Raw genomic sequence first — 13,144 nt, forward strand, 5'->3', positions numbered from 1 at the left:
ATGATCGATATCCGCGCAATGACCGCACAGGACTGGCCCGCCGTCGAGACCATCTATCGCGAAGGCATCGACGCCGGCACCGCCACCTTCGAAATTGCAACGCCCACGTGGCCCGCATTTGATGCCGCGCATTTGCCGGGCTGTCGGCTTGTCATTTTGCATGACGGGGTACTGCAAGGCTGGGCGGCGCTATCGCCGTACTCGGCACGCCACGTGTATCGCGGTGTGGCTATCGTCAGTATTTATATCGCCGCCGCCGCACGCGGCTTGGGGCTGGGACGAAAACTGCTGGACGCGTTGATCGTCGAATCCGAAAACGCGGGGTTGTGGACATTACAGGCTGGCATTTTCGAATCCAACGCCGCCAGCTTGCGCCTGCACGCCAATGCGGGCTTTCGCATTGTGGGCGTGCGCGAGAGGCTAGGGCAGTTGCACGGACGCTGGATCAATGTGGTGCTGCTGGAACGGCGCAGCTCGGCGATCTGAGCGGCAATCAAAATCAAAGGCCCGTACGGGCCTTTGATTGCTGACGGTTTAAACGTAATCGATATAGAAAACCGAATAAGCCGGAATATTGAAAATCAACGGGCCACCCAAGCGTTGTTGCGTGCTGTCATAGGGGCCTAGCGTGCTGATCGCAACGGCAGGAGAGGCTGCCGGGTTGTCTCGGTATTGATCCAGCCCACTGACCACATGTACGGTAATTGTTTTCGCACTGGAAGTCGGAATGAAGCCCGCAACGCTAAGGTAGGCGGGCTGGTCCATGCGGTTAACGCCCAGGATTGTGCCTTGGGTCAGGTCATCCTTCTGTGTGCCGATCAGGCGGTATTTATATGGATATCCGCCCCCCGTAACGCCAGGCAAATACCAATAGCCGCTTGTTACAGGGGTGCCCCATGTGCCTACCTGGTCGTAACCAGAGGCCCAGCCCGTGGCCTTGATCATCTGGCTGCGCATGCCCTGTCGCAAACACAGCAATGCAACATAAGTCGCCGATGGAACGAACGTGTTATTGGCGCCGAAATGAATCAATTCCCACGGGCCGCCTTTTTCCAGCGCGTGATAAGTGGCGGAACGGAAAATGTTCTTCTCGGGATAAAGATTATTGTTGATCAAATCAAGCAGGAAATCCGCAGTCGCTATGGCACCCATGCCTGCGCTGCTTAGCGGCCAATACGGCACGTCGGAAGAGGCACCATAACCTTGCAGCCCATGCTCAGAAACGGCAAATGGAATGATTGGGTCAGTGGAACCTGCTGGATTCCAGGCGTTAACTGACTTGGCCAGCACATTGTTGACGGCCGGAATCGACAAGCCGGTCCAGTTACTCGAACTGGGCGCGCGGTCGTAATAGGCATGGATTGCCACGCCATCGGGCGTCACCCCGTAGTTGGTTTTTAGCAGGTTTTTTACATCGGCATCCCAAGTGCCGCGCCATGTGATGCCGCTGTTGCCTCCGTCAGTGATGGCTTGTACATACACTTTGGCGGTGGGGCGGATCTGCTTTATTTTCTGGAAAATCGGGCCCGCATAAGCGGCATAATTTTGCGCCGTCCAGAAGCTCTGGCTATACGTGTATTCCAGCTCGTTGCCCAATTCCCAGTAGTCAATCAAATCGCCATGTCCCAGTGAATCCATATAGTCGTACATGGCCTGTACTTGTAATGCGATGTCATCAACACGGTTCTGCACCGTGTCGGGCGTGCTGCCGTAACCGGGCAAATTAAGCGTGTAAATCAGTTTGCCACCCACCTGAATGACAAAATCAATCAATTCGTGAATGCCAAACAAGGCCTGACCATTGCCCACCCCTGGGCAACTTTGGGTAGCGCGCGATGCGCCCCACGCCTGATTCCAATTGAAATTGTTGGAAGGTGTACCACCCGGATAGCGATAATTGGCGCCAGGGAAATGGCTCAACATATCAATAACATCTTGATAAACGCGCTGCTTGCCGGTAGCGGTGTCAGTGTAAGTGAATCCGTTTTGAAATGAGAGCCACGGCATATTAAAACCAAACATGCTGTCGGGAATGGGGCGCAGGTTAGTGCTTGTGTTGACGCCTACGGTCCAGTTGGCCACGGTGCCTGCAGGAATGTCCTGCGGGCCAGTTGCGGCAAAGGCATGTTTGGAAAAAGCGGCGGCTATGGCTGCCGCAGGCAACGCTTTCAATAGGGTACGACGGCTGGTCATGATGAAATTCCGGAAAAGAATGGAGAATCCGCCGTCTGGCAGCGGCGCCCGTCGAGCAGGTTCAATTAGTTGTGCTACGTGTTATCGGAAAACCTGATGCTGAAGTCAAGCTGATGCAGGCATTTTTAATTTTGTAAGTAATTTTGATGCTGCCCGACTGCCCCCGCCTGGTCGCGCGGAGGAGGCATGTCTCGGCCGTCGACGTTATATTGCTGGCTTTGGTGAACGAAGAGAGAAGGTGTAGATGGGTAAAGGCAGACTGGAAGCATTCAGCGATGGCGTCATCGCCATCATCATTACGATTATGGTGCTGGAACTGCACTCGCCACATGGCTTTGATCTGGCAGCGTTGCGCTCGCTGATTCCTGTGTTTCTGGCTTATGTGCTCAGCTTTATGTACGTCGGCATTTACTGGAACAATCATCACCATCTGTTCCACACTGCCAAATCCGTCAATGGCGCGGTGCTTTGGGCCAATCTGCATTTGCTGTTCTGGCTGTCGCTGCTGCCCGCAGTAACGCGCTGGGTGGACGAAAGCGAAATGGCCGCGTGGCCGCTGGCCAGCTATGGTTTTGTACTGGCGATGTGCGCCATTGCGTATTTCATCCTCACGCAAATCCTGATCCGTCTACATGGCCAGGAATCAACACTGGCGCGGGCTGTGCGTTGCGACGTGAAAGGAAAAGTCTCGGTCGGCATCTATATCGCCGGCATTGTGCTGGCCTTTGTCTGGCCGCTGGGGTCGGTACTTTGTTACATCGGCGCGGCAGCTTGGTGGCTGGTGCCGGACCGGCGCATCGAGAAAATTCTGAGCGAACATGGCGCGCTTTGAATGGTGAGAATACTGATGGCGCGTAAGCCAGCGATGCGCCTTCGAATGAATGCATGTTGTATTTGCGGCTGATGCACGGTCTGGCCATTTATGGCAGATGGGGTGCTTTGATAGGCTTTCGATACTCATAACCACAAGAGCCTGTTTATGAAAATATCCGCCGTCCTGCTGGCGCTAGCCCTCGTCCTGCAACCTGCATACGCCAAGGCGCCTCCTAAACATCATGCCGCCTCGCAATCCGCTCAGGTTGGCGCTAACAATCAGCTGATCGAGCAAGGCAGCTACGTCAATAAGGCCGGGCAGACTGTTCATAGCCCGGCGCACACAAAAAACGGCGAGGCTCCGGACGGCGCAACAGCACGCTGTGAAGATGGCTCGTATAGCTTTAGCCAGAATCATCGCGGTACATGCAGTCATCATGGTGGCGTGAGCGATTGGCTTTGAGCGGAAGCCCGGATTGAGATGGTTTGTAGCAAGAGCCGCAAGTTCTCATTGGCTGGGAACTGCGGCTTTTGCTTTCAAAGCAAACTAATACTTAGTTCCTATAATGTATATTATGTAAAGTCATAGCCGTATTAAGCAACCTCAGCAAGGTTTGCATGAAGCCGCTGGGAGTGCCAAAACCACACCGGTCGTAGTTCCCCATACCAATCCGTCCAAGCCGTTTGATTGCCCTTCAACCGCAGAAGGATTCTTTACGATGCAATGTCCCAAAGAAACGTGTCTGGCCTACAGCGTCATTCCATCCTTCGCCAATAAATCCGCAAACATCGCCCGCAAATCAGCAGCGGGTGGTACGTGATAAAACCGTCGGGTGGAAATCCCCGCCTCTGCAAGAAAACCATCGCGAGTTCGGTCTTTTTCCTCTTTGCCGATATGCGTCACATCATCCAGTTCAATGACAAGAACAATATCCAGATTGCGGTTGCAGATCGACACCTGCACAAAAACAGCCCACTCTGGCGGCGCCAACTCAGTCAGCAGTCGATACATCTGGCGTTCATGCAAAGACAGCCATTTCTTTCGCATGAAATGCATTCGGGCGTCTGGCCCGGCTTTGCGGCGACCTGTTTTCCAGGGATTGCGGTTGGATCGCTGGCCAAAAATTCCAATCGCAATAGTGATTCCGGAAACCACTAATAAATAGGGTAGCAACGGTTTGATGAGTGAAAATGCATCGATCCGCACACTGCCAGGATGCGCCGTATTGACCACAGGTCCTGCATTTGCAGCAGGCAGTACCGGCGCGGCAGAGATTCGGGTGTCCGAATTGTTCTGCGGAAATCGTTGAGGAATAGACACGTTTTGCGAATTGACCGAATGGTTATCCGTATCATTCAAACAAGGTTTGTCCTGGAATACATGCACGCCATTGGGCGCGACGCATTCCCATACTTTGACCGCAAATACCGGTGTGGAATAAAGACTAATTAACGCAAGGAATAAGACGACAATTGATCGCATAACGCCCCCAAAGAGGGCGCTAGCATATCAAGCGATGGTTAAAGAAGGCTACGGAAGCCCCGCCCTGCGCCAATTGCAAGCGCGCCAGGCGCGTTTTGATCTGATTGCCGTGTACGCTGTTTGATGCGGCTGGACATCCTTGAGGGCGACCGCCGTGATAACACCGGACCCGCCAGGAGCCCGGTTCAAGGCGACGCAATTAATTGCTGGCTGCAGCCGAAGCGGCGGGCGTTTTGGTTTTCTTGTGTTTTACGCGTTGTTTTTGCGTTTTTTGGACGGAGTCCGGCGTGGCCTTCTCCGGCATTTCATCGGCAAACGAGACGCCTGCAAAGCAGAAAGCGACAGCGGCGGCGATCAGATATTTCATTGGGTGTGCTCCAGTCAGATTGAGTGCGGTTTGCGCTTTAACTTTAGTCATAAAAATGCCGCAGACAAGACGATAGGTAGATACCAGCGCGAGCGCCCTCTTCGCGTCGCGAGGTGGTTAACGCCCAAAGCAATTGCTACTGGCGCAGTAGCGTGGCTACGCCTATACCGAGAACGCCTCTTTTCAAAATCAAAAGGTTAACGCCATGCTTAGCGATACTTCGCCGGTACTTGATCGTTTTGAATTCGGTCGTTCAATTCGACAAACCATCAAACGATCCAGCCATACCCATACCGGCAACACGCGGCGTGACGTGATTGAACTGCTTAAAAGCAATAGTGAAGGTCGGGTGGAAAAACTGGTGCCGCTGCGTTATGCGCGCATGCTGGTTTCACCGTTTACGTTTTATCGCGGCAGCGCAATTATTCAGGCGCACGATCTGGCGGGTACGCCGGATAGCCAATTGCATTTGCAGATTTGCGGCGATGCACATTTGTCCAACTTTGGCGGCTTTGCCACGCCCGAGCGCAATCTGATTTTCGATTTGAATGACTTTGATGAAACCCACCCCGGCCCGTGGGAATGGGATTTAAAACGGCTGACGGCCAGTCTTGCCGTTGCGGCGCGGCACCTGGGCCATGGCGAGCGTAATGCGCGAGAAGCCGCGTTTGAAGCCGCCGTCAGCTACCAGGAAAACATGGCCAAATATGCGCAAATGGGCGTGCTCGATATCTGGTACGAGCGCATTACGTTTGAGCGCCTGGTCGACAGTGCGCGCACGGAAACCGGCAAAAAGATGGTGCGCAGCGGTATCGAAAAAGCGGGCAAGCGCACCTCGGCCGAGTTGCTGCCCAAGCTGGCGGGCCAGGCCGACGGCGCGTGGACGATCCGCGACACGCCGCCCGCCGTGTTTCATATCCACGGCAATACCACGCTGTTTGAGGCCGACGACGACTGGATGTTGCTGGGCAGCGGCGAGGCCTTGCTGGAGCGTCTGCGCAAGGAATATCTGGGCACCTTGTCCGGCAGCCATCGCAAGTTGCTGGAGCGATTTACCGTGCAAGACGTTGCCTTCAAGGTGGTGGGCGTGGGCAGTGTCGGTACGCGTTGCTTGATTGCCTTGATGATGGATAGTCAGCATCAGCCGCTATTCTTGCAGATCAAAGAGGCGCGCCCATCCGTACTGGCGAAATTTGTTAAAGAACGTAGCGGTTTTCAGCACGAAGGTCGGCGCGTGGTCGAGGGCCAACGCCTGATGCAGGCCTCCAGCGATCTGTTTCTGGGCTGGTCGACCGGGCCATCCGGGCGGCACTTTTTTGTGCGCCAGTTGCGCGATATGAAGGTCTCGGCCGAGGTGGAGTTGATGGATGCCACGCGCCTGCAAGGCTACGGCCGGATTTGCGGCTGGGTGTTGGCACGGGCGCATGCGCGGGCCAGCGGTCTGGCGCCGGAAATCAGCGGCTATATCGGCGAAAGTGACCGCTTTGCCGCCGCCCTCGCCCGCTATTCCACCGACTACGCCGACCAGGTTGAGCGCGATTATCAGGTGTTTGCCCAAGCCTGCCGCAGTGGCAAATTAAAGGCCCGCACCGACGCCGATTACGCGGCGGATTTCTCGGTCTAGCCACGGTGACATTGGTTGCCCGGAGGGGCCTTCAGCGCCTCAAGTGTGGGCAGAAATCTCCGCCTGACCAGGGCGCAGACACGTTAAGCATGAAAAAAGCCATCGACGGTGCCATGAAGAAGATGGAACAAGCGAACGGCAGCAGCAATTAATCCTTACCGCTCGCGCCGCCCATGGTCTGGCCTGCCCCGCTGCGTGCGCAAAGGCCGGGCTTCAACAAACAGTGACACGGTCAGTTGTTGTGTCGGGAGAACCATCGTGGAACGTCGTTATTTTGTAGGGCTGTTACTGGCCGCATCAATGCTGGCCGCAACGGGTTGTAGCACCACCAGCGGCAGCAAAGGCAGTGCGGCGGACAAGCGCACCGCAATCGATGCCAACGTCGATAGCGCACTGGCCAAACTGTATGCGTCGGCCAAAGGCTCGAAGGAACTGGTGGCCAAATCGCAAGGGGTGCTGGTCTTCCCCAGTGTGCTGGCAGCAGGCCTGGTGGTGGGCGGTGAATACGGCGAAGGCGCATTGCGCACCGGCGGCACCAGTAGCGGCTATTACAGCACGGCAGCAGTGTCGGTCGGCCTGCAGGCCGGGGCGCAGTCGAAAGCGGTGATCTTCTTGTTCATGACCAAAGAAGCGCTGAACAAATTTACTGCCAGCAAGGGTTGGACTGCGGGCGTGGATGGCTCGGTGGCGTTGGCCAAAATCGGGGCCAATGGCGACGTGGACACCAGCAGCGTATCCGCGCCGGTGGTGGGCTTTGTGCTGACCAATGCCGGCTTGATGGCCAACCTTAATCTGGAAGGCACCAAGGTCACCAAACTGGATCTGTAAACGACATCGGGCCGCTTTAATTGCGGCCCGATTCAAGTTACAGCGCCAAGAGATATTTAATCGCGCGCTGGAATCGCAATTCCTTTCTGCACCGCCGGACGCGCTTCAAATGCCTGCAATACCCGCAATACATTCGGATAATTGCTCAGGCCCACCACTTCGGCCGCATCATAAAACCCGCCAATAATGCGCACCCACGGAAAAATGGCCATATCCGCAATGGTGTATTCGCTACCCATGATCCAGTCGCGGTTTTGCAAACGTTGCTCCAGCACATTCAGCAATCGCTTGGTTTCGTTCACATAACGCGTTAGCGGGCGTTTATCTTCGATGTCTTTGCCGGCAAAGCGATGGAAGAAGCCTAATTGGCCAAACATCGGGCCGACACCCCCCATCTGGAACATCAGCCACTGTATCGTTTCATAACGCGCGGCCGGGTCGCTTGGCAAAAACTGGCCGGTTTTTTCCGCCAGATAAATCAGGATGGCGCCCGATTCAAACAAGGCCAGCGGCTGGCCATTGGGCCCATTCGGGTCAAGAATGGCCGGGATTTTATTATTGGGATTCAGCGACAGAAATTCTGGCGACATCACACCCTCCTGGTCCAACGTCACCAGATGGGGCTCGTACGCCAATCCGGTTTCTTCCAGCATCACCGAAACCTTGATGCCATTGGGTGTGGGCAAGGAATACAGCTGGATCTGGTCAGGATGCGCTGCGGGCCATTTTTGTGTGATGCGAAAGCTGCTGAGATCAGGCATTGATTGCTCCAGTAAAAACGCAAAATCAGACCGCCCAGAGCCTGCCATCATGCAGCCCGGACCGCAACGGTGCGGTGCAATCCGCCGAATATAAAAAGGCAAAGGCCGCCTTGATGACGGTCTTTGCCTTGATTTACCTCGCGTGAGCCTAACCCATGCCCAACGCGCTTATTGCGTGGAATTTTCCTGCATATGCACTTCTTCGTGCACGCCCTGCACGTCAATTTCCACGCGGCGATCGGGCGCCAGACATTCGATCAATTTCTTGCGATTCTTGATCTTGGCGCAGGTATCACCGGTTACCGGATCGGCCTTGCCCTTGCTTTGCGCGTCGATCTTGTCGGCCGGCACCCCTTTGGTGACCAGATAGTCCACCACCGCTTTGGCGCGACGATAACCCAGGTCCATATTGTATTTCTCGCTGCCGATGCGATCGGTATAGCCCACCACGATGGCCTTGCCTTCTTTCGGATCGAGACCTTTTACCTCGTCGTACAGCTTGTCGAGCTCATCCTTGCCCTCGGGCTTCAGCGCGTTTTTGCCAAAGGCAAACAGCACGTCGGTCTTCAGCGAGAAGTGTTTGGTCACCACTTGCGGCTGTGGTGCGGGCGCGGGCGTGGGTGCGGGGGCAGGTTCTGGCGCTGGAGCCGGTGCGGGCGCCGCTACCGGGACGGGCGCAGGCGCCGGGCTGCCAAAGTAGTAATTCAGATTAAGCGTATAGCTGTTGCTTTTGAATTTGACGCCGTTGTCGCCAACGCGCATTTGCGTCCATTCGGCCGCCAGACCCCAGTGTGGCGCCAGTTTGTATTCAAGGCCTGCGCCGCCATGAAAATCGTTGCCGCCAAAGTTGTTGATCAGGCCATCCCCGCCCGACCCTTCCAGCCGGCCATAACCCAGCTTGAGGTAAGGCAGAAATTTGTTAACCGGCACGCCCAGTTTGAAATCAGCGCCGCCCAGGCGCGCGCCGTAATTGCTGGTCAGGCCGGTGGTCAGCAAATTGTGGTCGGATTTATCGACGTAATCGTAAAACCCGCTCAGGCCAATCAAAAAGCTGTCCCATTGCACGTTGTAGCCAATCTCGCCCCCGGCGGTCACGGCGTTTTTGCTATCGGTCTGGAAATTACCCGAAGTGCTGGAACGGTTATCGCCGGCTTTAATCCCGACAAAGAAGCCGGCAAAGTCGTCGGCGGCAAGGGCTTGGGTACAAATCAAGGCAGTGAGTATCGACAGGCAGAGTCGCTGTTTAATCATTTTTTAAATCCCCTTCTCCAGAAACATAGCGGCCTGCATTCCGTCTTTTGACAGAATGCGCAGCGACGGCATGGGTAATACCGCCCGCGGCCACACAGATTGCGACTATAGGCAATGGGATTTATGACTGATTGTTACAGGTAGATGTGTTCTGATGTACGGTAGTAGAAAGCAATCTCGTTGCCTGGAAGCAACACGAATGGGTCACGCTAATCGCGCGCCCTTGACCCGGCGCCAAAACATACCGGGTGAATTCAATGGCTTGCGCAATCGAAATCCACCCGGCCTGATCCTTACGCTACTCAAGAATTGACGTTAATGCCCGCCGCGGTTGCCCGTGCGGTATGCAGCTTTTTATAGCTATCGATCAGCCGCTGATGCCGATCCAGGCCTTCCAGTTTCATGCTGGTGGGCGTCAAGCCGTAAAAGCGCACGCTGCCATCCACCGAGCCGAGCACCGCATCCATGCGCTCGTTGCCAAACATGCGCCGGAAATTGGCTTCGTAATCGGCGATATCCAGTTCGTCATTCAGCGTCACTTCCAGCACCACATTCAACGCTTGATAAAACAGACCGCGCTCTAGTGTGTTGTCGTTGTATTGCAGAAAAGCGCCCACCAGATCATGCGCGTCATCCAGGCGTTTTAACGCCAGATTGATCAGCAGTTTTAATTCCAGCACATTCAACTGGCCCCACACCGTGTTTTCATCGAATTCGATGCCAATCAGCGTAATGATGTCGCTGTAATCGTCGAGTTCGTTGTTTTCCAGTTTGCGCAGTAGAATCTTGAGGCCCGCGTCATTCAAGCGATGGATATTCAGAATATCTTCACGGAACAAAAGCGCTTTGTTGGTGTTGTCCCAGATCAGATCTTCCACCGGATAAACCTCGGAATAACCGGGCACCAGAATGCGGCAAGCGGTGGCGCCCAACTGGTCGTAGACCGCCATATAAGATTCTTTGCCCATGTCGTGCAGAATGCCAAACAGGGTGGCTGCCTCATCGGCATTCGAGTTTTCACCGTGCCCGGAGAAATCCCATTCCACAAAGTCGTAATCTGCGTTGGCGCTAAAGAACTTCCACGACACGATGCCGCTGGAATCAATAAAGTGTTCGACAAAATTATTCGGCTCAGTCACCGCCTGACTTTCAAAAGTAGGCTGTGGCAGATCATTCAAACCTTCAAAACTGCGGCCTTGCAGCAATTCGGTCAGGCTACGTTCCAGCGCCACTTCAAAACTCGGATGCGCGCCAAAAGACGCAAAGACGCCGCCGGTGCGCGGGTTCATCAACGTCACGCACATCAACGGATATTTGCCGCCCAGGGATGCGTCTTTAACCAGAACCGGAAAGCCCTGCTCTTCCAGGCCCTTAATGCCCGCCACGATGCGCGGATATTTGGCCAGCACGGCTTGCGGTACTTCGGGCAAGGTAATCTCGCCTTCCAGGATTTCGCGCTTGACCGCACGCTCAAAGATTTCCGACAGGCATTGCACCTGCGCTTCGGCCAAGGTATTGCCCGCGCTCATGCCATTGCTGACGTACAGGTTTTCAATCAGGTTGGACGGGAAATACACCACGGCGCCGTCCGAATGCCGCACAAACGGCAGCGAACACACGCCGCGCGCTTCGTTGCCGGAATTGGTGTCAATCAAATTGGATGCGCGCAATTCGCCATCGGGGTTGTAGATATCCAGGCAATATGCGTCGAGGATTTCGCTAGGCAAGGCATCGTGCGGCCCCGCTTTAAACCAGCGTTCATCCGGGTAATGCACAAAAGGGGCATTCGCGATCTCTTCGCCCCAATAATTGCCGCCATAAAAATGGTTGCAATTAAGCCGTTCGATAAACTCACCCAGGGCGGATGCCAGTGCGCTTTCTTTGGTTGAGCCTTTGCCATTGGTAAAACACATCGGCGAATGCGCATCGCGTATATGCAAAGACCACACATTGGGGACGATATTGCGCCACGATGCAATTTCAATCTTCATGCCCAAACCGGCCAGCACGCCGGACATATTGGCAATGGTTTGCTCCAGCGGCAGATCTTTGCCCGGAATATAGGTGGCAGCCTCGGCCGCGGGGTTCAGCGTCAGCAGTGCCTGCGCGTCGGCATCCAGATTCTCGACTTCTTCGATTACAAATTCCGGACCGGTTTGCACCACTTTTTTGACGGTGCAGCGGTCGATTGAACGCAAAATGCCCTGGCGATCTTTATCGGAAATATCGGCGGGCAATTCCACCTGGATTTTAAAGATCTGCTGATACCGGTTTTCCGGATCAACAATATTGTTCTGCGACAAGCGGATATTTTCGGTGGAGATATTGCGGGTTTCGCAATACAGCTTGACGAAATACGCCGCACACAACGCCGATGAGGCCAGAAAATAATCGAACGGGCCTGGCGCCGAGCCATCGCCTTTATAGCGGATGGGTTGATCGGCGATGACCGTGAAATCATCGAATTTGGCTTCGAGCCGAAGCTTGTCGAGAAAGTTGACCTTAATTTCCATAGCAAAAATCCAGATAGTGCCCAGTTGACTGGCCGCCATTATCCGGGTTTTTGCGGCAGGCAGCCTGCGCTTGTACATAAGCGCCGCCAACCGGCCCCGGCGCGGCATCCCGATGCGATCGCGCAGCCGCACATCGGATGCCGATTCTGTGGTCATGCTTTCACGACATGCGGCAAAACTTACTTCACGCTGTGTACTAAGGTGGTGATGCTGTACTCATCCAGCCCTCCGCAGGAACACCGTCATGCGCCTCACCCTGATTGCCTTGTTGTTGGCATCCGCGCCAGCGTTCGCCTTCGTCACGGTTGGCTACACCGGCTTTTTGGCCACTTTCAGGCATAGCCTTACGCCGACCGCGACGGGCGATGTGATTTCGGGAGGCCGCATTTCTGCCGTTAATGCGAGCGAGCTGTTTACGTAAGTGCAATTCGCTGCTTAGAACCCACCGTGCAACCGCTCTCGGCGGTGCCCGGGTGGGAAACCTGAGCGATGCCGGGCCGCGGTTTTGTTGCGCTCACCGCCCGCGATATCCGTGGGCGTGCACGCGGATTAATTGAACGCCTCTTCTTATTTGATCCAGCCAGGAAATCACCATGAGACTTGCCAATCGATGGGCCGCAATCGCGGCATTTTCCGTTGTTGCGACCAGCGCGCACGCAACCGCTTTACAAGCCAATTTCAGCGCCACCATTACCTTGAGCGGAGATATCAGCTTTGGCGCGTTAACCGTGTCGACGGAAGCCTATGTGGATGACGCTTACTTTACGGCGCCGGTGGCGTCGCTGTTTGACCAGTCCTACCACGGCGCCACCATGCTGGCAGAGACCAGCCATGACGCCAGCGGGTCACACCTCACCTTCAACGCATCTTCGTTTCAAACCTACCTGAGCCTGAGCGGTACTTTCGCGCAAGCCCTCCAAGTTGGCACGGGCGGCGGCACGATCAGCATTGCTTATACCTTTGATGGCGCATCGCCCGACACGGGCTACGCCGCCGGCTCCGTCACCAACTCGGGCTACATCATCGGCACGATAGGCGACCAGTACAGCCTGCCGTTGTCGTGGTCCCTCGGTAGCAAAGGCGATTCGCGGTTAACCAGCGATGTGTTCAGCTATACCCTTGCGCCGGGCCAGAACGTGGGACCGAAGACGTTTTATCTGGACATTCATGAGGGTCTGATCGACGAGGCGCCGCCGGCCGCAGTGCCGGAGCCGGAAACCTGGGCGCTGATGGGTCTCGGGCTGGTTGCTCTGGTCGCGGGCGCTGGTCGTAAACGCAAAGCGCGGCGCTAAGCCAGCACGCCACACCCGG

13 protein-coding genes are annotated in these 13,144 nt (G+C 55.4%); 7 read left to right on the forward strand and 6 right to left on the reverse strand.

The features are described from left to right. Complete coding sequence (locus tag WG78_RS01885; RefSeq protein WP_053936190.1) at positions 1-486, forward strand: GNAT family N-acetyltransferase; 486 nt, start codon at positions 1-3, stop codon at positions 484-486. Between the two features lie 48 nt (positions 487-534). Here WG78_RS01885 and WG78_RS01890 read toward each other — a convergent pair whose 3' ends face one another. Next, on the reverse strand, positions 535-2,193 hold the full coding sequence (locus tag WG78_RS01890) for a hypothetical protein (protein WP_053936074.1): 1,659 nt from the start codon (positions 2,191-2,193) through the stop codon (positions 535-537). A 244-nt stretch (positions 2,194-2,437) separates the two neighbouring features. Here WG78_RS01890 and WG78_RS01895 point away from each other — a divergent pair, with 244 nt between their 5' ends. Together WG78_RS01895 and WG78_RS21960 are read left to right on the forward strand one after the other, a co-directional pair. Continuing rightward, positions 2,438-3,025 (forward strand): TMEM175 family protein, encoded by a 588-nt coding sequence (locus WG78_RS01895; RefSeq protein ID WP_053936075.1) that lies wholly within the window; start codon positions 2,438-2,440, stop codon positions 3,023-3,025. 147 nt (positions 3,026-3,172) lie between these two features. Then, positions 3,173-3,469: a DUF3761 domain-containing protein gene (locus tag WG78_RS21960; RefSeq protein WP_083458701.1), complete on the forward strand. Its 297-nt coding sequence runs from the start codon at positions 3,173-3,175 to the stop codon at positions 3,467-3,469. A 285-nt stretch (positions 3,470-3,754) separates the two neighbouring features. On the opposite strand, the gene WG78_RS22280 is transcribed toward WG78_RS21960, so the two are convergent. Continuing rightward, a complete protein-coding gene (locus WG78_RS22280) occupies positions 3,755-4,489 on the reverse strand; it encodes a putative endonuclease domain-containing protein (RefSeq protein ID WP_152969019.1) in 735 nt (244 codons plus the stop codon). 199 nt (positions 4,490-4,688) lie between these two features. Continuing rightward, positions 4,689-4,856 (reverse strand): hypothetical protein, encoded by a 168-nt coding sequence (locus tag WG78_RS22620; RefSeq protein ID WP_161805053.1) that lies wholly within the window; start codon positions 4,854-4,856, stop codon positions 4,689-4,691. 205 nt (positions 4,857-5,061) lie between these two features. Here WG78_RS22620 and WG78_RS01910 point away from each other — a divergent pair, with 205 nt between their 5' ends. Further along, entirely contained in the window at positions 5,062-6,480 is a 1,419-nt protein-coding gene (locus WG78_RS01910) for a DUF2252 domain-containing protein (protein ID WP_053936078.1), read from the forward strand. A 258-nt stretch (positions 6,481-6,738) separates the two neighbouring features. Further along, positions 6,739-7,308, forward strand: a complete 570-nt coding sequence (locus tag WG78_RS01915) for a BPSL1445 family SYLF domain-containing lipoprotein (protein ID WP_053936079.1) — start codon at positions 6,739-6,741, stop codon at positions 7,306-7,308. A 56-nt stretch (positions 7,309-7,364) separates the two neighbouring features. Here WG78_RS01915 and WG78_RS01920 read toward each other — a convergent pair whose 3' ends face one another. The 3 genes from WG78_RS01920 to WG78_RS01930 all read right to left on the reverse strand — a co-directional run bounded on the left by WG78_RS01920 (position 7,365) and on the right by WG78_RS01930 (position 11,833). Continuing rightward, complete coding sequence (locus WG78_RS01920; protein WP_053936080.1) at positions 7,365-8,069, reverse strand: glutathione S-transferase N-terminal domain-containing protein; 705 nt, start codon at positions 8,067-8,069, stop codon at positions 7,365-7,367. Positions 8,070-8,237: 168 nt separating this feature from the next. Then, on the reverse strand, positions 8,238-9,320 hold the full coding sequence (locus tag WG78_RS23295; protein WP_053936081.1) for an outer membrane beta-barrel protein: 1,083 nt from the start codon (positions 9,318-9,320) through the stop codon (positions 8,238-8,240). A gap of 302 nt (positions 9,321-9,622) precedes the next feature. Then, the gene (locus WG78_RS01930; protein ID WP_053936191.1) at positions 9,623-11,833 is read right to left on the reverse strand and encodes an OsmC domain/YcaO domain-containing protein; all 2,211 of its coding nucleotides are present in this window, start codon (positions 11,831-11,833) and stop codon (positions 9,623-9,625) included. Between the two features lie 244 nt (positions 11,834-12,077). Here WG78_RS01930 and WG78_RS22625 point away from each other — a divergent pair, with 244 nt between their 5' ends. Beyond that, positions 12,078-12,254, forward strand: a complete 177-nt coding sequence (locus tag WG78_RS22625) for a hypothetical protein (RefSeq protein ID WP_161805054.1) — start codon at positions 12,078-12,080, stop codon at positions 12,252-12,254. Between the two features lie 172 nt (positions 12,255-12,426). After that, positions 12,427-13,125, forward strand: coding sequence for a PEP-CTERM sorting domain-containing protein (locus WG78_RS01935; RefSeq protein WP_053936082.1), 699 nt, complete (start codon positions 12,427-12,429; stop codon positions 13,123-13,125). Positions 13,126-13,144 lie beyond the last annotated feature (19 nt).

The organism is Amantichitinum ursilacus (assembly GCF_001294205.1).
GTDB lineage: Bacteria > Pseudomonadota > Gammaproteobacteria > Burkholderiales > Chitinibacteraceae > Amantichitinum > Amantichitinum ursilacus.